18 protein-coding genes are annotated in these 18,528 nt (G+C 61.0%); 10 read left to right on the top strand and 8 right to left on the bottom strand.

Annotated elements, in window-relative coordinates; genetic code table 11:
• Nucleotides 1-178: 178 nt before the first annotated feature.
• From ACYF6X_RS22765 to ACYF6X_RS22755, 3 genes are all read right to left on the bottom strand, one after another.
• The gene (locus ACYF6X_RS22765) at nt 179-1,159 is read right to left on the bottom strand and encodes a LacI family DNA-binding transcriptional regulator (protein WP_130018341.1); all 981 of its coding nucleotides are present in this window, start codon (nt 1,157-1,159) and stop codon (nt 179-181) included.
• A 73-nt stretch (nt 1,160-1,232) separates the two neighbouring features.
• The gene (locus ACYF6X_RS22760) at nt 1,233-2,540 is read right to left on the bottom strand and encodes a 6-phospho-beta-glucosidase (RefSeq protein ID WP_060441379.1); all 1,308 of its coding nucleotides are present in this window, start codon (nt 2,538-2,540) and stop codon (nt 1,233-1,235) included.
• Nucleotides 2,537-2,875, bottom strand: coding sequence for a PTS lactose/cellobiose transporter subunit IIA (locus ACYF6X_RS22755; RefSeq protein ID WP_060660177.1), 339 nt, complete (start codon nt 2,873-2,875; stop codon nt 2,537-2,539). The genes ACYF6X_RS22760 and ACYF6X_RS22755 overlap by 4 nt, the downstream gene beginning before the upstream one ends.
• Before the next feature lie 353 nt (nt 2,876-3,228).
• On the opposite strand from ACYF6X_RS22755, the gene ppiA reads away from it, so the two are divergent.
• From ppiA to argD, 6 genes are all read left to right on the top strand, one after another.
• Nucleotides 3,229-3,798 carry a peptidylprolyl isomerase A gene (ppiA, locus tag ACYF6X_RS22750; RefSeq protein WP_063991680.1) on the top strand — a complete coding sequence of 190 codons (570 nt, stop codon included), beginning with the start codon at nt 3,229-3,231 and terminating at the stop codon, nt 3,796-3,798.
• Between the two features lie 156 nt (nt 3,799-3,954).
• Nucleotides 3,955-5,640 carry a sensor histidine kinase gene (locus tag ACYF6X_RS22745; RefSeq protein ID WP_130018343.1) on the top strand — a complete coding sequence of 562 codons (1,686 nt, stop codon included), beginning with the start codon at nt 3,955-3,957 and terminating at the stop codon, nt 5,638-5,640.
• The gene (gene btsR, locus ACYF6X_RS22740) at nt 5,640-6,365 is read left to right on the top strand and encodes a two-component system response regulator BtsR (protein ID WP_046688553.1); all 726 of its coding nucleotides are present in this window, start codon (nt 5,640-5,642) and stop codon (nt 6,363-6,365) included. The genes ACYF6X_RS22745 and btsR overlap by 1 nt, the downstream gene beginning before the upstream one ends.
• A 151-nt stretch (nt 6,366-6,516) precedes the next feature.
• The gene (locus ACYF6X_RS22735) at nt 6,517-8,043 is read left to right on the top strand and encodes a helicase HerA-like domain-containing protein (protein ID WP_130018344.1); all 1,527 of its coding nucleotides are present in this window, start codon (nt 6,517-6,519) and stop codon (nt 8,041-8,043) included.
• A 72-nt stretch (nt 8,044-8,115) separates the two neighbouring features.
• Nucleotides 8,116-8,691 (top strand): aminodeoxychorismate synthase component II, encoded by a 576-nt coding sequence (locus tag ACYF6X_RS22730; RefSeq protein ID WP_063991677.1) that lies wholly within the window; start codon nt 8,116-8,118, stop codon nt 8,689-8,691.
• 131 nt (nt 8,692-8,822) lie between these two features.
• Entirely contained in the window at nt 8,823-10,040 is a 1,218-nt protein-coding gene (gene argD, locus ACYF6X_RS22725) for a bifunctional acetylornithine/succinyldiaminopimelate transaminase (protein ID WP_130018345.1), read from the top strand.
• 40 nt (nt 10,041-10,080) lie between these two features.
• Here argD and ACYF6X_RS22720 read toward each other — a convergent pair whose 3' ends face one another.
• On the bottom strand, nt 10,081-12,159 hold the full coding sequence (locus tag ACYF6X_RS22720) for a YccS/YhfK family putative transporter (RefSeq protein ID WP_107227957.1): 2,079 nt from the start codon (nt 12,157-12,159) through the stop codon (nt 10,081-10,083).
• A gap of 50 nt (nt 12,160-12,209) precedes the next feature.
• On the bottom strand, nt 12,210-12,842 hold the full coding sequence (crp, locus tag ACYF6X_RS22715) for a cAMP-activated global transcriptional regulator CRP (protein WP_004090925.1): 633 nt from the start codon (nt 12,840-12,842) through the stop codon (nt 12,210-12,212).
• 382 nt (nt 12,843-13,224) lie between these two features.
• Between crp and ACYF6X_RS22710 the strand changes: the two genes are divergently transcribed.
• The gene (locus ACYF6X_RS22710) at nt 13,225-13,632 is read left to right on the top strand and encodes an OsmC family protein (RefSeq protein ID WP_063991674.1); all 408 of its coding nucleotides are present in this window, start codon (nt 13,225-13,227) and stop codon (nt 13,630-13,632) included.
• A 38-nt stretch (nt 13,633-13,670) separates the two neighbouring features.
• Here ACYF6X_RS22710 and ACYF6X_RS22705 read toward each other — a convergent pair whose 3' ends face one another.
• The 3 genes from ACYF6X_RS22705 to ACYF6X_RS22695 all read right to left on the bottom strand — a co-directional run bounded on the left by ACYF6X_RS22705 (nt 13,671) and on the right by ACYF6X_RS22695 (nt 15,902).
• Nucleotides 13,671-14,540 (bottom strand): phosphoribulokinase, encoded by an 870-nt coding sequence (locus ACYF6X_RS22705; RefSeq protein ID WP_033636275.1) that lies wholly within the window; start codon nt 14,538-14,540, stop codon nt 13,671-13,673.
• A gap of 151 nt (nt 14,541-14,691) precedes the next feature.
• Entirely contained in the window at nt 14,692-14,925 is a 234-nt protein-coding gene (locus ACYF6X_RS22700) for a YheU family protein (RefSeq protein WP_004930376.1), read from the bottom strand.
• Nucleotides 14,922-15,902 carry a hydrolase gene (locus ACYF6X_RS22695; protein WP_130018346.1) on the bottom strand — a complete coding sequence of 327 codons (981 nt, stop codon included), beginning with the start codon at nt 15,900-15,902 and terminating at the stop codon, nt 14,922-14,924. The genes ACYF6X_RS22700 and ACYF6X_RS22695 overlap by 4 nt, the downstream gene beginning before the upstream one ends.
• Nucleotides 15,903-16,021: 119 nt before the next feature.
• On the opposite strand from ACYF6X_RS22695, the gene ACYF6X_RS22690 reads away from it, so the two are divergent.
• The 3 genes from ACYF6X_RS22690 to tauA all read left to right on the top strand — a co-directional run bounded on the left by ACYF6X_RS22690 (nt 16,022) and on the right by tauA (nt 18,527).
• A complete protein-coding gene (locus tag ACYF6X_RS22690; RefSeq protein WP_063991672.1) occupies nt 16,022-16,624 on the top strand; it encodes a LysE family translocator in 603 nt (200 codons plus the stop codon).
• Nucleotides 16,625-16,634: 10 nt separating this feature from the next.
• Nucleotides 16,635-17,417: a PhzF family phenazine biosynthesis protein gene (locus ACYF6X_RS22685; protein ID WP_063991671.1), complete on the top strand. Its 783-nt coding sequence runs from the start codon at nt 16,635-16,637 to the stop codon at nt 17,415-17,417.
• A 114-nt stretch (nt 17,418-17,531) separates the two neighbouring features.
• Nucleotides 17,532-18,527, top strand: coding sequence for a taurine ABC transporter substrate-binding protein (tauA, locus tag ACYF6X_RS22680; protein ID WP_038878073.1), 996 nt, complete (start codon nt 17,532-17,534; stop codon nt 18,525-18,527).
• Nucleotide 18,528: the final 1 nt, after the last annotated feature.

Below are 18,528 nucleotides of genomic sequence, written 5' to 3'. Positions count from 1 at the left end.
ATATGTCTGTTAGAGGTTTTAACGCTGGCATAAGGCCGCTGGCTTTTCCTGGCAAACGCAGAAAAAAGTCCCGATCAGGCCACCAGGGGGCGGATCCTAGCACAGACAACGGGATTTTTTGTGATGGCTGTCGATTTTTTGATGTAACCCATGAAGGGGTGATGCGCATTATTGTGATCTATTTGCGTACCGTCACAATGGAATCACGGTTGACGATCGTCGGCTCAAATCGGTGCATCGGGGTGGCGGGGTCGATCAGCCTGCGCGCCGCGTATTGGGCCATCTCGCTGATGGGAAAATGTACGCTGCTCAACGCCGGGCGTACGAAAGGCGCGCGTTCGCCGCTGTCGTAGCAGATCAAGGAGATATCCTGCGGCACCCGCAGGCGGTGCTCGTTGATTGCCAGCAGGGCGCCGATCGCCATCTCTTCGTTGCAGCAGTAGATGGCGCTGGGCCGCGTGTCTTGCCGCAGCAGCCGATCGGCGCAGCGGTAACCGCTTTCCAGATCGTAGACGCCCTCCAGGCAGGCCACCGGTTCGATATTCGCCGCCTGCATCGCCTCTTCAAATCCCTGCAGCCGCAGGCGGCTCGACGGGCGTTCACGCGGGCCGCTGATGCAGGCGATGCGCCGGTGCCCGGCATCGAGCAGCTGCTGCGTCGCCATGCGGCTGGCCAGCGGGTGATCGAAGGTGACGCAGCGGGCTTCCAGCCCCGGTACCAGACGATCGAGCAACACGAAATCACGTTGTTCCGCCGCCAATTGGCGCAGCCGATCGTCGCTGAGAAAACGCACGTGCAGGATCACGCCGTCGCAGCGCAGGCTAAATAGCCGCTGCACCGCCTGCCATTCGTTTTCGGCGCTGTTGCGGCCCTGGGTCACCAGCAGCTGTTTGCCGTGGGATTCGGCCTCGGTCTGCACGAAGTCCATCAGCGCGCCGAAGAAGCCGCCGCGGTACGACGTGGTGACCAGCCCGAGGGTATTGCTGTGGCTGGAGGCGAGCGCGCGGGCCGCCGGGTTGGGGGTATAACCGAGCTGGGCGACGGCGCGTTCAACCTTCTCGCGGGTCGGTGCCTTGACGTTGCTGTCGCCGTTCACCACACGCGATACGGTGGCGCGCGAAACGCCCGCCAGCGCCGCGACATCTTCCAGTGTCACCATCGTCCCACTCCTGAATTACGGCTAAAAAAATGGGTTCGGCGCGCCGAACCCCTGTCTGGCTGCGTATAGCCGCTTACCTGAACTGCGGCAAATACGGCGCGTTTATCGTCAACACCTCGTCCAGCAGCGGCTGCGCCAGGTTAGCGTTGCCCACTAACGGGTTGGCGATCAGCGCCAGCAACCCGCTGCGGCGATCGCCGTGCACCGCGGCTTCGATGGTCAGACGTTCGTAGGCTTTCACCTGCTGCGTCAGGGCCTGCATCGGCTCCGGCAGCGGGCCGAAGGTCAGCGGGTGTGCGCCCTGAGCATCGACGATACAGTTGATTTCTATCACAGCATCGTCCGGCAGGCCATGGATTGCGCCGCGGTTTGCGGTGTTGACCACTAATTGCGTGCCGAGATTATTATGGATAGCACGAATCAGCTCCAGCGCAACTTCGGAATAGAAAGAACCGCCGCGGAAGCTGAGCTGCTCCGGTTTCGTGTTTAGCTGCGGATCGGCATACAGCTCGAACAGCTCTTTCTCCACCTGCATCACCTGCTCGGCGCGGGTGCCGCGCTCGCCGGCGGCGGCCATCTCTTCCGCCAGCATCTCGCGGGTCTGGTAAAAATAGCGGTGGTAGGGGCAGGGGATCGCGCCGAGCGCACGCAGGAAGTCCGGCTGCCAGGGCTCTTCCTTGATGTTGTTCATGGTCAGCGCCGCGCCGTCACACAGCATGTCGATCACCTTGGCGGTGACATCGCGCCCCAGGTGCGTGACCTGATGCACCCAGACCATGTGGTTCAGGCCGGCGAACTGCAGCTGCACATCGGCGTAAGGCGCCTGCAGCATGTTGGCGATCATGTGATGCATGCTGATCGGCACATTGCACAGGCCGATGATCTTCGCTTTGGTAAAGCGAGACACCGCCTCGGTGACGATACCGGCCGGGTTGGTGAAGTTGATGATCCAGGCGTCCGGCGCCAGCTTTTCCACTCGGCGAGCGATATCCAGCATCACCGGGATGGTGCGCAGCGCCTTGGCGAAGCCGCCGACGCCGGTGGTTTCCTGGCCGAGCAGCTGGTATTTCAGGCCCAGCCGTTCATCGGCGGCGCGCGCCGGCAGTTGCCCGACGCGGAACTGGGTCAGCACGAAAGCGGCGCCGCGAATGGCGTCGTCCAGCGCGAAATGCACGCTGACCTTCACCTGCTCCAGCCCGTGGCGCGCCAGCATGCGGCGGGTCAAGGCGGCGATGGTTTCCACTTTTTGCCGGCCCGGTTCGACGTCCACCAGCGCCAGTTCGGTGACCGGCAGCTCCTCGATGCGTTGGATCAGTCCATCAACCAGTTCGGGGGTGTAGCTGCTGCCGCCGCCGATCACGGCGATTTTAAGCGTGCTCATGGGCGGCCCTCCGTCTGCGACTGACGGCGATAGAGCTCGATCATGTCGTCGGCCAGATCCTGGATCACCATGGCGTTCATCAGATGATCCTGCGCATGCACGGTGATCAGGTTGATCGCCAGCTTGCCGCAGCCTTCGTCCAGACCGATCAGCTCGGTCTGGATCAGGTGTGCTTTCTTCACCCATTCTTTGGATTCGACCATGTGCTTGGCCGCGGCGGCGAAATCACCGGCGCGCGCTTGTCGCAACGCCATCAACGCATTGCTGCGCGCGCTGCCGGAGAACACCAGCAGTTCCATGATGGTGCTTTCAAACTCGGGGCTGACTTCAGTCATCAATTCACTCACGTCATTTCTCCAGGGGTTGCGCGGCGACGCCGCCGTGGGATGCCTCAGTATCCGTTCTTTTTATAATGAGAGCGCTCTCATTCATATAGAGTAACGGCAATATGTGCGCAAACTGGGAGGCAGATCGCAAAAACTGACCCAGGGCAGCGCGGGGCAAAAAATGCGTGATGCGGTTGGCAAAAAAGCCTTCTGCGCCCATACTTTCCGCAGCAAAATTCAGGGCCGCCTAGGATATGTCCCGTAATTGGGTAAATATAGGTAAATGGCTGGTACTTGCCGATACAGCTCTTTAGAATCAAAGCGCTTTTCCGTTGTTTGTCTCTCAGAGAAAGGACCCGTTAATGTTCAAACGTACTTTAGTGACCTTCGTCGCGCTGTGTTCCCTGTCCGCAGTGGCGCCAGCCGCACTCGCCGCCGGTGAGACCCACGTCATGCTGACGACCTCGGCGGGGAATATCGAGTTGGCGCTCGACAGCCAGAAGGCACCGGTTTCCACCCAGAACTTCGTCGATTACGTGAACAGCGGGTACTACAACAACACCATTTTCCACCGCGTTATCCCGGGCTTTATGGTGCAGGGCGGCGGTTTCACCGCTGACATGCAGCAGAAATCCACCAAGGCGCCAATCAAGAACGAAGCCGACAACGGCTTGCGCAACCTGCGCGGCACCATCTCGATGGCGCGCACCGCCGACAAGGACAGCGCCACCAGCCAGTTCTTCCTGAACGTGGCGGATAACGCCTTCCTGGATCACGGCCAGCGTGACTTCGGCTACGCGGTATTTGGCAAAGTGGTGAAAGGCATGGACGTGGTGGACAAAATTGCTCAGGTGCCAACCGGCAACGTCGGCCCTTACCAGAATGTGCCGACCAAACCGGTGGTGATTCTGTCAGCCAAGGTGCTGCCGTAAGTTTTTTGGCCGATCCCAGTGGGGCCGGCCGCTCCTTCCTCCCGAAGCCTTGCCTTCATCACTGTTTTCTCCCGCGGCCCATGCTCTAATCGGCAGACAATAATCAGACCGGAAATCCGGCGTTCGCCCTTTGTTGTCTCTGGATGAGTTGCTGCCATGTATGAATTTAACCAGGTGCTGTTGCTGTTGCAGCAGATGTGCGTCTATCTCGTTATCGCCTATCTGCTGAGTAAAACCCCGCTGTTCATCCCGCTGATGCAGGTGACCATCCGCCTGCCGCACAAGCTGCTGTGCTACGTGATCTTCTCGGTGTTCTGCATCATGGGCACCTATTTCGGGCTGCACATTCAGGATTCGATCGCCAACACCCGCGCGATAGGCGCTGTCCTGGGCGGGTTGCTGGGCGGGCCGTCGGTGGGCTTTCTGGTCGGGCTGACCGGCGGTTTGCACCGGTATACGCTCGGCGGCATGACCGACGTAGCCTGCGCGATCTCCACGGTGTCGGAAGGCCTGGTCGGCGGCATCGTACACAGCATCGCCATGCGCCGGGGGCGCATCGAGCTGCTGTTCAATCCGCTGTTCGTCGGCGGCGTGGCGCTGGTGGCGGAAGTGCTGCAGATGGCGATCATCCTCACGGTGGCGCGCCCCTACGACGAAGCGTTGCAGCTGGTGGAGCACATCGCGCTGCCGATGATGATCGCCAATACCGTCGGCGCGGCGATGTTCATGCAAATCCTGCTCGATAGGCGCGCGATGTTCGAAAAATACACCAGCGCCTTCTCTTCCAAGGCGCTGAAGATCGCCGAGCGCACCGAGGGCATCCTGCGGCAGGGCTTCGATCAGGAGAACAGCATGAAGGTTGCCCGGGTGATCTATCAGGAGCTGGGCATCGGCGCGGTGGCGATCACCGATCGCGACAAGCTGCTGGCGTTTATCGGCATCGGCGACGATCACCACCTGCCCGGCACGCCGATCGCCTCGGTGCATTCGCATCGCGCCATCGACAACAACGAAGTGGTGTACGCCGACGGCAATCAGCTCTCTTACTGCTGCTCGATCAATCCGGCCTGCAAGCTGGGATCGACGCTGGTGATCCCGCTGCGCGGCGAAAACCAGCGGGTGATCGGCACCATCAAGCTGTACGAACCGAAAAGCCAGCTGTTCAGCACCATCAACCGTACGTTGGGCGAAGGCATCGCCAGCCTGCTGTCGGCGCAGATCATGGCCGGACAGTACGAGCGGCACAAGCAGCTGCTGGCGCAGTCGGAGATCAAGCTGTTGCATGCGCAGGTCAATCCGCATTTCCTGTTCAATGCCTTGAACACCCTGGTGGCGGTGATCCGCCGCGATGGCGAGCGCGCCTGCGATCTGGTGCAGTCCCTCTCGACCTTCTTTCGTAAAAACCTCAAACGCTCGGATGACGAAGTCAGCCTGGCGGACGAGATCGAACACGTGAACGCCTATCTGCAGATCGAGAAAGCGCGCTTTGCCGATCGGCTGGAGATCGCGGTATCGCTACCCGAGGCGCTGTTGGCGGTGCGGCTGCCGGCATTCTCGCTGCAGCCGATCGTCGAAAACGCCATCAAGCATGGCACCTCGCATCTGTTGGGCGTGGGCCGCATCGAGATCGGTGCCTGCTGCGAAGGCGAGCATTTACTGCTGCAGGTGACGGACAACGCCGGGCTGTTTCAGCCGAAACCGAACTGCAGCGGGCTGGGGATGAATCTGGTGGATAAGCGCATTCGCGTGCGCTACGGCGAAGGCTATGGCGTGCAGGTGGATTGCCGGCCGGACGCCTACACCCGCATTACGCTCAATGTTCCCATGGAGAGGGCCGCCTGATGTTAAACGCACTGATTGTTGACGATGAACCTTCGGCGCGCGACAACCTGCGCCACCTGCTGGAAGCTGAAGCGGGGATCGCGATTATCGGCGAGTGCGCCAACGCCATCGAAGCCATCAGCCAGATCCACCGGTTGCAGCCGGACGTGGTGTTTCTCGATATCCAGATGCCGCGCATCAGCGGGCTGGAAATGGTCGGCATGCTGGATCCCAACCGCATGCCGCACATCGTGTTTCTGACCGCCTACGACGAATACGCGGTGCAGGCGTTCGAGGAGCACGCCTTCGATTATCTGCTGAAGCCGGCGGAGCCGAAGCGGCTGAGCAAGACGCTGCAACGCCTGCGGCAGCGCAGTGCGCCGCAGGACGTGACGGCGCTGGATGAGAGCGCCGGTTACCTGAAATACATTCCCTGCACCGGCCACAGCCGCATCTATCTGCTGCGGTTCGACGAAGTGCTGGCGATCCGTTCCAAGCTGAGCGGGGTCTTCGTGGTGCGCAGCGACGGCATGGAGTGTTTCACCGAGCTGACGCTGCGCACGCTGGAAAGCCGTACCCCGTTGGTGCGCTGCCATCGGCAGTATCTGGTCAACCTGGAGCAGGTGCGCGAGATCCGCTTCGAAGAGGGCGGCGCGGCGGAGATGATCATGTCGGCCGGCGATCCGGTGCCGGTCAGCCGGCGCTATTTGAAGGCGCTGAAGGAACAACTGGGGCTGCGGGGGTGACGCAGGTCTTAGGGGGATTCTGAAAAGACAGGCATCATGGGCGTCCCGACGGCGCCCTTTTTGTTTGTCCTTGACGGGGTTACGCGGCGCTTATAGCTTTATTGCATCCACAGGCGCTTTTCGCGCCGCGTCAGCGTCAAAGGAACAGAAAATGAGTGAACCACGGATTATCGCCAAGGCGATGAAAGACGGAAAACCGGAGCAGGATCTGGTGATTTTGCCGGCGTTGGCCAACCGCCACGGGCTGATCACCGGGGCAACCGGCACCGGCAAGACGGTGACGCTGCAGAAAATGGCCGAACAGTTCTCGCGCATCGGCGTACCGGTGTTCCTGTCGGACGTGAAGGGCGATCTGTCCGGCATTGGCGCCGAGGGCGTGCCTTCCGAGAAACTGCAGGCGCGCCTGGCGGCGATCGGCGTCACCGACTGGCAGCCGCAGGCCTGCACCATTATCCCGTGGGATATTTACGGCGAAAAGGGCCACCCGATCCGCGCCACGATTTCCGATCTTGGGCCGCTGCTGCTGGGGCGCCTGTTGGATCTGAACGAGGTGCAAAGCGGCGTACTGCAGCTGGTGTTCAAGATCGCCGATGACAACGCGCTGCTGTTGCTGGACATGAAGGACCTGCGCGCCATGGTGCAGTTCGTCGGCGACAACGCCAAACAATTCCAGACCCAGTACGGCAATATCTCTGCCGCGTCGATCGGCGCTATCCAGCGAGGGTTGCTGACGCTGGAAGAGCAGGGCGCGAATCAGTTCTTCGGCGAGCCGATGCTGGACATCAACGATCTGATGAAAACCGACGCCAACGGTCACGGCGTGATCAACCTGCTGGCGGCGGATAAGCTTATCAATCAGCCGAAGCTGTATTCGGTGTTCCTGCTGTGGCTGCTGGCCGAGCTGTTTGAGCACCTGCCGGAAGTGGGCGACCCTGAACAGCCGAAGCTGGTGTTCTTCTTCGATGAGGCGCACCTGCTGTTCAACGATGCGCCGGCGGCGCTGTTGACCAAGATCGAACAGGTGGTGCGCCTGATCCGCTCCAAAGGCGTCGGCATTTACTTCGTCACCCAGAACCCGCTGGACATCCCGGACAGCGTACTTGGCCAGTTGGGCAACCGCGTGCAGCATGCGCTGCGCGCCTTTACCCCGCGCGATCAGAAGGCGGTGAAGACGGCGGCGCAAACCCTGCGCGCCAATCCGGCCTTCGATGCCGAAACGGCGATCACCGAGCTGGGCGTGGGCGAAGCGCTGGTGTCATTCCTCGACGAGAAGGGCCGGCCGAACGTGGTGGAGCGGGCGATGGTGATCGCGCCGGAATCCAAAATGGGCATGCTCGGTGCGGAAGGGCTGAACAGCGCAATCAACAAGTCGCCGCTGTATGGCCGCTATGAGGATATGATCGACCGCGAGTCCGCCTACGAGAAGCTGTCGTCGGGGGGCTTTGCCACCCTCGGCACCCCGCAGCAGGGGCAGCAACCGCAGGCGCAACAGCAACAACAGCAGGCGGGCGGCGGCCTGATGGACGGCTTGAACGAGTTGTTGTTCGGTTCCACTGGCCCGCGCGGCGGCAAGCGCGACGGCATCGTCCAGACCGCCGCCAAGAGCATGGCGCGCGATCTCGGCCGCCAGATCCTGCGCGGCGTGCTGGGTTCGATCACCGGCGGCCGTAAAAAGTAAGCGGAAATTATCGTCGGCAGCGGCGGGTTAAATCAGTACACTGTGGCGGCATTTTTCTCTGTCGGACCTAACATGCTGCTGCTGATCGATAACTACGACTCCTTTACCTATAACCTTTACCAGTACTTCTGCGAATTGGGCGCCGAGGTGCTGGTGAAGCGCAACGATGAGCTGCAGCTGGCCGATATCGAGCGGCTGGCGCCGCAGCATCTGGTGATTTCCCCTGGCCCCTGCACCCCGAATGAAGCGGGCATCTCACTGGCCGCCATTCGTCATTTCGCCGGCAAGCTGCCGATCCTCGGCGTTTGCCTGGGGCACCAGGCGCTGGGGCAGGCGTTCGGCGCCGAGGTGGTGCGCGCCCGCGCGGTGATGCACGGCAAAACCTCGGCGATTCGTCACCTGGGCGTCGGCGTGTTTCGCGGCCTGAGCGATCCGCTGACCGTGACCCGCTATCACTCGCTGGTGCTGAAAGCCGATACGCTGCCGGGCTGCTTTGAAGTGACCGCCTGGAGCGAACGCGACGGCGTGCGCGACGAGATCATGGGCATCCGCCACCGCACTTTGGCGTTGGAAGGTGTGCAGTTCCATCCGGAAAGCGTGCTCAGCGAGCAGGGCCATCAACTGCTGGATAATTTCCTCAAGCGTTAACTCCGGTGCGTTTTTTTCGCCCGTCAGGCGTTTTGCATTTGCGCTTGATTGGTTTTTTATGCATATTTTGTGATTATGTTTTCAATCTGATATTACGATAGCGCTGAAAAACTTTCAGGGTGGAGCCGAAAATGACTGAAAAATCCGCAGTGAGCCGCAGCACCTTTGACCAGGTGATCCTGCCTGTTTATGCACCCGCCCAGTTTGTGCCGGTGCGCGGCAAAGGCAGCCGGGTCTGGGATCAGCAGGGAAAAGAGTACATCGATTTTTCCGGCGGCATCGCGGTGACGGCGCTGGGACACTGCCACCCGGCGCTGGTCGAGGCGCTCAAACGCCAGGGCGAGACTTTGTGGCATACCAGCAACGTCTTCACCAATGAACCGGCGCTGCGCCTGGCAAGCAAACTGATCGACGCCACCTTTGCCGACCGGGTGTTCTTCGCCAACTCCGGCGCAGAGGCCAACGAGGCGGCGTTCAAACTGGCGCGCCATTACGCCATCACCCGCCACAGTCCGTACAAAACCAAAATCATCGCCTTCTATAACGCGTTCCACGGCCGCACGCTGTTCACCGTGTCGGTGGGCGGGCAGGCCAAATACTCCGACGGGTTCGGGCCGAAGCCGGCCGACATCGTGCACGTGCCGTTCAACGATTTGGCGGCGGTGAAGGCGGTGATGGACGATCACACCTGCGCGGTGGTGATGGAGCCGATTCAGGGTGAGGGCGGTATTACGCCGGTCGACGCCGGCTTCCTCAACGGCGTGCGCGAGCTTTGCGATCAACATCAGGCGCTGCTGGTGTTCGACGAAGTGCAAAGCGGCATGGGGCGCAGCGGCAAACTGTTCGCCTATATGCATTATGGCGTGACGCCGGACATTCTCACCACCGCCAAGGCGCTGGGCTGCGGTTTCCCGGTCAGCGCCATGCTGACAACCGAAGAAATTGCGTCGGTGATGCAGGTGGGCACCCACGGCACCACCTACGGCGGCAACCCGCTGGCCTGCGCGGTGGCGGAGGCGGCGCTGGACGTGATCAATACGCCGGAGGTGCTGAGCGGCATCGAGCAGCGTCATGCGCTGTATGTGCAGGCTTTGCAGCATATCGGTGATAAATACGGTATTTTCACCGCGATTCGCGGCATGGGGTTACTGATTGGCGCCGAGCTGACGCCGCATTATCACGGCAGAGCGCGCGACTTCCTCACCGCCGCCGCCGCGCGTGGGTTGATGATCCTCAACGCCGGGCCGAACGTGATCCGTTTCGCGCCGTCGCTGGTGGTGGAGCTGCAGGATATCGAGGCCGGCATGGCGCTGTTCGAGCTGGCGGTGCAGGATGTGATCAACGCCTGAAGCCCGCGCGGCATATAACGGGGCGCGGCATGCCGCGCCCTTATTGATCGCGCAGTTTGCGCTTGAGCCAAATGCCGTGGTGCGGGCGCTGGCGCCAGGCCAGCGACGAAATGGTGTGCATCACGCTCAGGTGCGACAAAATGCGCCGCAGGTGGCGCTCCATCTCGGTGACGGGCATGTCCGGATGCAGATCCGGCGGCTGCATGATGCCGCTGTTGCCGCTGCTCGGGCCGTCGTATTCCAACCGCTGCTGGCAGCTTTGCAGCGCGATTTCACAGGTTTGCAGATACGCTTCCGCCAGTTTCGGCGTCAGCATGTAGTGCTCGCGCGCCAGAATGGTCATGGCGTTCAGGTGTTCGACGATGAACTGGCTGTGAGTGACCCACAGCCGCATGTCCGCCAGATAGTTTGACGCGAACCCCGGCTCCTGCATCGCCTGATTGAGCGAGGTGAACAGCGCGTTGTGCGCCTGGTTAACCTGCATGCGAGTATAGGCCAACGCGGTGGCGTCCGGTTCCGGTTGCTTCAGCATCAGCCGCAGCGCGGCTTGATCGTTCTCCAGCGCCTGATGGGCATTCTTGCGCAGCAGCCCGCTTTGCCACTGCGGCCACAGCCAAATGGTGCCGCCGAACGCCAGCACGCAGCCGATCAGCGTATCGATCAGGCGCGGCACCAGAAAATGCGAGCCGTTCAGCGCCAGCAGCTGCAGGGTGTAAACCGCCGTGACCGTAAAGCCAATCACCGACAGCCCGTAGTTCTTGCGCGAAACCAGGTAGGCCAGCAGCGTGATCACCAACATGATGCTCAGCGTTTCGCCTTCCGGCAACTGCAGCTGCAGCAGCCCGGCCGCCAGCAATAGCCCGGCAATCGTGCCCAGCGCACGGTGCTGAATGCGCACCCGGGTGGCGTTATACCCGTTTTGGCTTACCAGCATGATGGTGAGCAGGATCCAGTAAGGCTTCGGCAGGTTGAACACCGCGCCCAGACTGCTGCCGATCGCCAGCGTCACGCCCAGCCGTGCGGCGTTGCGCAGGGCGGTGGATTTGAACGACAGGTAGCTGGCCAGCGCCGGCCAAAACGGCAGGCGGTGTTGGCCGGGCATCAGATCGCGGCGGTACAACGGATGCTGGGTACGCAGCAGGCGGGCGATGCGGCTGAAGTGGTAATAACAAAACTGGCCGACCGGGTTATCGGGATGCTGCGCCGCCATTTTTTCCAGCGCCGCCAGCTCGTGGGTCATGGAGAAGCGCTTCGAATGTTGATGGTAGAGAATATCGTGCGCCACCACGCGCAGCCGGCCGGCGATCACCTGAGCATTGCGGCGAATGATCGCTTCGGCCTGGCTCTGCTCCACCAGCTTTTGCACCTCTTCCGGCAGATGCAGGCTGACGGTGATGTGCTCCTGCAGATCCATCGCCACCTGAAAGGCGCGCTGCAGGCGCTTTTGCTCGAGGTTGTTGGCGTGCGGCAGGAAATTAAGCTGTTGGTACAAAAGGCTGATCAGATCCATCACCTTTTGCTGGCGCACCAGCAGCGGCGGCAGCGCGGTTTGCGGATCAATATGCTGGGTCAGCAGCGAGTATTTGGCTTCGAAATAGTCCGCCAGTTCCAGGTAGAGCTGGCTGAGCGTCTCGCGCATCGGCTGCTCTTTCCACAGCTTGAACCAGAACCAAGTGAATAAGCCGTACCAGGCGGTGCCGATGGCGTACAGCAGCGGCGCCTGCCAGAGAGGCACCGTACCGGCCGTGCTGAGGGCGAAGATGGCGGCCACCAGCGCCGCCGGCAACAGCCGGGCGTGCAGCGGGCTGATTTCACCGGTGACGCCGAGCAGCAGTGCCAGGCCCAGCATCAGCGCCGGCAGCGGCACGTGCCACAACATGGCCTGTTGCAGCAGCACGCTGCTGAAGGCGAACAGCGAACCGCCGACGATCAGACGTTTAAAGAAGCGCTTATGCGGTGTGTCCAGACCGGCGATATTGCAGCAGGCGGGCACCAGAGAGAACATCAGGCCGAGCTGTAGCTGGCCTATCAGCAGGCCGAACAGCACCGGCAGGCACAACACCAGCGTTTGTCGCAGTGCGTAGTTGATTTCCGGGTGGTAGATCAGGCGGCGCCACATGGCAGAAAGCAGACAAAAAAACGGCGCAGATTGCGCCGTTTCTTCAGGGATTAACGGGTGCCGTAGACGACAATGGTTTTGCCGTGGGCGGAAATCAGGTTTTGATCTTCCAGCATTTTCAGAATACGGCCAACGGTTTCACGCGAGCAGCCGACGATCTGGCCGATCTCCTGACGGGTGATCTTGATCTGCATGCCGTCCGGGTGAGTCATGGCGTCGGGTTGCTTCGCCAGATTCAGCAGGGTTTGCGCGATGCGGCCGGTCACGTCCAGGAAGGCGAGGTTGCCCACTTTTTCGGAAGTGACCTGCAGGCGGCTTGCCATTTGGGCGGACAGACGCATCAGGATGTCCGGGTTCACCTGGATCAGCTGACGGAATTTCTTGTAGGAAATTTCGGCCACTTCACAGGCGGTTTTCGCGCGAACCCAGGCGCTGCGCTCCTGGCCTTCTTCGAACAATCCGAGCTCGCCGATGAAATCCCCCTGGTTGAGGTAGGACAGGATCATCTCTTTACCTTCTTCATCCTTGATCAGCACCGCGACGGAGCCTTTCACGATGTAGTAAAGCGTTTCGGCCTTTTCACCTTGGTGAATCAGCGTACTCTTCGATGGATATTTGTGGATATGGCAATGAGACAGGAACCATTCGAGAGTAGGGTCTGTTTGCGGTTTGCCGAGAACCATTCGCTGTTATCCTCTGTTGTTATCGCTGCCTTGTGTCACAGGGGTCAGAGTTCCCTGTAAAACCCGCCTGTAGCCGCAGTCATGAGCGAGGGCTACCGGCAAGTTTTGAGGCGTGTCATAAAAATACGCTGTCGCTCTAGCATATTAACTTGCCGTAAGCGCTGCAAGCTACATTCTGTTAACATACCGGTAAAGGAGCCTTTCTCTGGGCGTTTCCCTGAAATTCAGTGTCCCGGAAAGATTTATTGCGGCTCTGTTTGTAGCACAGAGTAAGGCGGGTGTCTCGTGTTGTCTCGCTTCAGCATGATTAGCATCAGGTTACGTTGCCTGTTTCTATGCGAAAGCGTACCCTGATTTTAAGAAATTAACCGGAGTGACCAGAATGCAGGCAAGAGTTAAATGGGTGGAAGGGTTAACGTTTTTGGGTGAATCGGCCTCCGGCCACCAGGTGCTGATGGATGGCAACGCCGGCGATAAAGCGCCCAGCCCGATGGAGATGGTGCTGATGTCGGTGGGCGGCTGCAGCGCGATCGACGTGGTGTCCATCCTGCAAAAAGGGCGCAACGACGTGCGCGACTGTGAGGTGAAGCTGACCTCCGAGCGCCGTGAAGAAGCCCCGCGGTTGTTCACCCATATCAACCTGCATTTCATCGTTACCGGCCAGGACCTGACCGACAAGATCGTCGAGCGTGCGGTGAACCTGTCGGCGGAGAAATACTGCTCGGTGGCGTTGATGCTTAACAAGGCCGCCACGGTGACCCACAGTTTCGAGATCCGCCACCCGGCGTAATCGAGACGGAGCGCGGCCCGGCGCCGCGCTCAACGCGTTTATTCGATCTTCTTGCCTTCCAGCAGCCGCTGCACCAGCGGCGCCATGATCAGTTCCATCGCCAGCCCCATCTTGCCACCCGGCACCACTAACGTATTGATGTGCGAGATAAACGAGCCCTGCAGCATCGCCAGCAAATAGGGGAAGTCAATTTGATCCAGCCCGCGAAAGTGGATCACGACGAAGCTTTCGTCCAGTGAGGGAATCGCCTTGGCGGCGAACGGGTTGGAGGTGTCCACCGTCGGCACGCGCTGGAAGTTGATGTGGGTGCGCGAGAACTGCGGCGTGATGTAGTTGATGTAATCTTCCATCGAACGCACCACCGAGTCCATCACCGCTTCGCGAGAGTGACCGCGCTCGCCGGTATCGCGGATCAGTTTCTGGATCCACTCCAGGTTGACGATCGGTACCACGCCGACCAGCAGATCGACGTGGTTTGCCACGTCGTGGTGCTCGGTGACCACGCCGCCGTGCAACCCCTCGTAAAACAGCACGTCGGTCGGCGCCGGCAGCGGTTCCCACGGGGTGAAGGTACCCGGCACCTGATTGTAGGGCACCGCTTCGTCGTAGGTGTGCAGATACTTGCGCGAACGGCCGGTGCCGTTCTTGCCGTAGTCGATAAAGCTCTGCTGCAGCAGGCCGAAGTCGTTGGCCTCGGGGCCGAAATAGCTGATGTGTCTGCCCAGATCGCGCGCCTTGCGGATCGCCGCGTCCATTTCCGGCCGGGTGTAGCGGTGGAAGCTGTCACCCTCCAACTCGGCGGCGCGAATGTTGAGCTGTTGGAATATTTTGCGGAACGCCACGCTGGTGGTGGTGGTACCGGCGCCGCTGGAACCGGTCACCGCGATAACGGGATGTTTGGCAGACATGGTGGTTGTCACTCCGTGTTGAATGCGCCGGCGTCAGGGGATTATTGTGGCTCTTGTTGACGCTCTCTATGTCAGGAAAAAATGGCGCGCGCTGGTTTGCAATGCCCCATTGTTACCTGATTTTTTCCGTCAGTCATAGAACCGATCGCCACTAAATTTCTTCCTGCCCGGCGCGGAACTGGCCGCGCGGCATGATGTTGACGCTCTCGTGCAGTTCCGACCACACCAGCACCACTTCGCCGTTTTTCAGCTGGCGGCGCACGTCCTCCACCTTCTGTTCCAGCGAGCGTTCGTGCTCGCCGTAATCGGTGCCTTCGCGCAGCACAAAGGATTCGATCAGGCTGTTCAGGGTGTCGGTTGCCAGTTCTTGCCAGGGAATGATCACGTCGGGATGTCCAGATAAGGGGAAAGCCAGGCCGGAATGCGATGCTCCAGCCACATGTGCGGTTTTTTCAGCGTGCCGCCGACAAAGCCGACGTGGCCGCCGAACTCGGTCAACTGATATTCAATATTGCGCGGCAGGCCGGTGACGTCGGGGATCACCTCATGGGTCATGAAGGGATCGTCCTTCGCATGGATGATCAGCAGCGGCGTCTGGACAGCCGGCAACAGCGGCAGGGCGCTGCAGCGGCGATAATAGTCGATAGCGTCGCTGAAGCCGTGAATGCGTGAGGTGATGGCGTCGTCGAATTCGCGGATGCGTCGCAAGCCGTTCAGCTGTGACAGCTTGAGCGGCAGAGTGTCCGGGTAGTGCAACAGCTTACGGGTGGCGTTTTGTTTCAGCTGCCCCAGCAGGTAGCGCTGATAAACGCGGGAGAAGCCTTGCTCCATGCGGTAGGCGCAAGGCTCCAGCATCAGCGGCGCCGAGACCACCACCGCCGCCTGCAGCAAGCTGTCGGCGCCTTGCTGCGCCAGATAGCAGGCCAGCATGTTGCCGCCGAGCGAAACGCCTACCGCCGCGGTCGGCACCTCGCCGTAGCGGTCACGTAGCCAGCGCAGGAAGAAGCGCGCATCTTCGGTTTCACCGGAGTGGTAGATGCGCTGCTTGCGGTTGGGCACGCCGCTGCAGCCGCGAAAGTGCATCACCACGCCGAGCCAGCCACGCTCACGCCAGGCGTTGAGCAGGCCATGCGCGTAGGGGCTGTAGAAGCTGCCTTCCAGGCCGTGGAACAGCACCGCACGCGGTTTGTCGCGCGCCTGCGCCGGATCTTCGCTCCAGGCGAGATCGACGAAATCGCCGTCGGGCAATTCCAGCCGTTGCCAATGCGGTTTCAATAACACGCGGCGGCGCACCAACCGCGGCAACAGCGTTTGCAGGTGCGGGTTACTGGCCCCGGTCAGAGGGCGAAAGGTGTTAGGCATAGGCTGAGTAAAAATGTTGTGGGCGGCTATTGTGAGATCCCTAGCGCACTGTTAGCTTCAATACCAAGAATTAACAATGATACTGCAAAAAAGCGCCTTGGGTGAGGAGCACCCGTGCCATGGAACCGAGTTTATTCCTTTCGATGCTGGGCTTCCTGTGGGTCGCCGCCATCACGCCTGGCCCCAATAACCTGCTGTTGACCACCTCTGGCGCCAACTTCGGCTTTATGCGATCGCTGTGGCTGATGATCGGTATCATGCTCGGCATGCAAAGCATTTTGCTGCTGGTGGCCTTCGGCGTCGGCAGCCTGATCCTGGTCTACCCGTCGCTGCACCTGATCCTGAAAATCCTCGGCAGTTTGTACCTGCTGTGGCTGGCGTGGAAAGTCGCCACCGCCGCCTATGAAAAACTGGAAACCGACGTGGCGCCGCCGCAGCCGGTGCGGCTGTATCAGGGCTGGCTGCTGCAGTTCCTCAATCCGAAAGCCTGGCTGATGGCGCTGGGGGCGGTGGCCAGCTTCAGCCTGGCAGGCGATAAGTACAACGGGTCCATTGCGGCGATCGCGCTGGGCATTTTGGTGGTCAACATCGTCGCCGGCATTATCTGGCTGGCGTTCGGCACCGTGATCGGCCGCCTGCTGCGCAGCAAAAAGGCCTGGGTTATCTTCAACGTTTCCATGGGGTTGTTGACCGCAGCCTGTGTGTTACTGATCTGGCATTAAGGAGCGAACGATGGCGGAAAATTATTATCACGTGGTCGCCTTTACCGGTGAAGGGCTGCGCGGCAACCCGGCCGGAGTGTGCCTGCTGACGCAGCCGCTGCCGGCGGCGCGGCTGCAGGCGATCGCCAACGAGATCGGCCTGCCGGAAACTAGCTTTGTCTGGGATGACGGCGACATGACCGCCATCCGCTGGTTTACCCCGGAACGCGAGGTCGATCTTTGCGGCCACGGCACGCTGGCGGCGGCGCATGTGATGTTCAGCGCGATCAATCCGGCGCTGCAGGATATTCGTTTCAGATCGGCCGGCGGCGAGCTGTTCGTCAAGCGCGATGCGCAGGACGGGGAACGGCTGGTGCTCGACTTCCCCGCGCGGCCGCCGCAGAAGGTGGCTGAACCGGCGGGCCTCGCGGCGCTGCTGGGTGTGCAGCCACAGGAGGTGTGGCAGGCGAAAGCGCTGATGGTGGTGCTGGAAAGCGAGGCGCAGGTGCGCGCGCTGCGGCCGGACATTCCGGCGCTGATCGCGTTGGCGGAGCGTGCGGTGATCGTTACCGCGCCGGGTGATACCGTGGACTTCGTGTCGCGCTATTTCACGCTCGACGGCGGTGAAGATCCGGTCACCGGCTCCGCGCACTGCACGCTGATGCCTTACTGGACGGCGCGTCTCGGCCGCCATCGGCTGCATGCGCGGCAGATCTCAGCGCGCGGCGGCGAGCTGTTCTGCGAACTGCAAGGGGATCGCACGCTGCTCGGCGGTTATGCTCATGTGTTCCTGCGCGGAAAGATCGCGCTGTAATCTGCGTTTATATTACTCAAGGTAATAAAGAAGACTTTTTTATTCTTTTATCGCCCGTCATCGCTCAGATAAAACTGTCAGCAACTGAACAGATTTTTATCAACGGAGCGGAACATGGCGGGCAAACTCTTTTCCTTACGCAACGCGGCGCTGTTGGCGCTGTCGCTCAGCGCAGCCAGCGCCTACGCGGTGGACGTGACCGTGGCGTACCAGACGTCGGCAGAACCGGCCAAGGTGGCGCAGGCGGAAAACAGCTTCGCCAAACGGTCCGGCGCGACCGTCGACTGGCGTAAGTTCGACAGCGGCTCCAGCGTGCTGCGTGCGCTGGCCTCCGGCGATGTGCAGATCGGCAATATCGGCTCCAGCCCACTGGCGGTGGCCGCCAGTCAGAAACTCCCCATCGAAGTGTTCCTCATCGCCTCGCAGCTCGGCAGCTCCGAAGCGCTGGTGGTGAAGAATGACATCAAAAGCCCGCAGGATCTGATCGGCAAGCGCATTGCGGTGCCGTTTATCTCCACCACCCATTACAGCCTGCTGGCCTCGCTCAAGCATTGGGGCATTAAGCCTGAGCAGGTGAAGATCCTCAATTTGCAGCCGCCGGCCATCGCCGCCGCCTGGCAGCGCGGCGACATCGACGGTGCTTACGTCTGGGCGCCGGTGGTCAACGAACTGGCCAAACAGGGCAAGGTGTTGACCGACTCCGCGCAGGTGGGCGAATGGGGTTCGCCGACGCTGGACGTGTGGGTGGTGCGCAAAGACTTTGCCGAGAAACATCCCGACGTGGTGACCGCCTTTGCCGCCAGCGCCCTGCAGGCGCAAAAGGCCTACCTGGCGGCGCCGGAACAGTGGCTGAAAGATCCAAGCCATCTCAGCACGCTGGCGCGCCTGAGCGGCGTGCCGGAAGCGCAGGTGCCTGAGCTGGTGAAGGGAAACCGTTATCTGCCGGTGGCGGATCAGGTTGCCCAACTCGGCCAGCCGGTGGACAAGGCGATCCGCGATACCGCCGAATTCCTCAAGCAGCAGGGCAAGATCCCGCAGGTCGACAGCGACTACAGCGCTTACGTGACCGACCGCTTTGTGAAACAGGTGCAGGCTGCGCCGCAGTCGTAAG

The organism is Serratia sp. ID 25-353 (genome assembly GCF_054792795.1).
Note: the sequence above shows the minus strand (reverse complement) of the source record. Positions and strands in the feature narration are given on the sequence as shown.

What these genes read in the sequence shown, in the direction of transcription:
- ACYF6X_RS22765 (WP_130018341.1), bottom strand. Translation starts at nt 1,159, where the DNA reads ATGGTGACACTGGAAGATGTCGCGGCGCTGGCGGGCGTTTCGCGCGCC.
- ACYF6X_RS22760 (WP_060441379.1), bottom strand. Translation starts at nt 2,540, where the DNA reads ATGAGCACGCTTAAAATCGCCGTGATCGGCGGCGGCAGCAGCTACACC.
- ACYF6X_RS22755 (WP_060660177.1), bottom strand. Translation starts at nt 2,875, where the DNA reads ATGACTGAAGTCAGCCCCGAGTTTGAAAGCACCATCATGGAACTGCTG.
- ppiA (WP_063991680.1), top strand. Translation starts at nt 3,229, where the DNA reads ATGTTCAAACGTACTTTAGTGACCTTCGTCGCGCTGTGTTCCCTGTCC.
- ACYF6X_RS22745 (WP_130018343.1), top strand. Translation starts at nt 3,955, where the DNA reads ATGTATGAATTTAACCAGGTGCTGTTGCTGTTGCAGCAGATGTGCGTC.
- btsR (WP_046688553.1), top strand. Translation starts at nt 5,640, where the DNA reads ATGTTAAACGCACTGATTGTTGACGATGAACCTTCGGCGCGCGACAAC.
- ACYF6X_RS22735 (WP_130018344.1), top strand. Translation starts at nt 6,517, where the DNA reads ATGAGTGAACCACGGATTATCGCCAAGGCGATGAAAGACGGAAAACCG.
- ACYF6X_RS22730 (WP_063991677.1), top strand. Translation starts at nt 8,116, where the DNA reads ATGCTGCTGCTGATCGATAACTACGACTCCTTTACCTATAACCTTTAC.
- argD (WP_130018345.1), top strand. Translation starts at nt 8,823, where the DNA reads ATGACTGAAAAATCCGCAGTGAGCCGCAGCACCTTTGACCAGGTGATC.
- ACYF6X_RS22720 (WP_107227957.1), bottom strand. Translation starts at nt 12,159, where the DNA reads ATGTGGCGCCGCCTGATCTACCACCCGGAAATCAACTACGCACTGCGA.
- crp (WP_004090925.1), bottom strand. Translation starts at nt 12,842, where the DNA reads ATGGTTCTCGGCAAACCGCAAACAGACCCTACTCTCGAATGGTTCCTG.
- ACYF6X_RS22710 (WP_063991674.1), top strand. Translation starts at nt 13,225, where the DNA reads ATGCAGGCAAGAGTTAAATGGGTGGAAGGGTTAACGTTTTTGGGTGAA.
- ACYF6X_RS22705 (WP_033636275.1), bottom strand. Translation starts at nt 14,540, where the DNA reads ATGTCTGCCAAACATCCCGTTATCGCGGTGACCGGTTCCAGCGGCGCC.
- ACYF6X_RS22695 (WP_130018346.1), bottom strand. Translation starts at nt 15,902, where the DNA reads ATGCCTAACACCTTTCGCCCTCTGACCGGGGCCAGTAACCCGCACCTG.
- ACYF6X_RS22690 (WP_063991672.1), top strand. Translation starts at nt 16,022, where the DNA reads ATGGAACCGAGTTTATTCCTTTCGATGCTGGGCTTCCTGTGGGTCGCC.
- ACYF6X_RS22685 (WP_063991671.1), top strand. Translation starts at nt 16,635, where the DNA reads ATGGCGGAAAATTATTATCACGTGGTCGCCTTTACCGGTGAAGGGCTG.
- tauA (WP_038878073.1), top strand. Translation starts at nt 17,532, where the DNA reads ATGGCGGGCAAACTCTTTTCCTTACGCAACGCGGCGCTGTTGGCGCTG.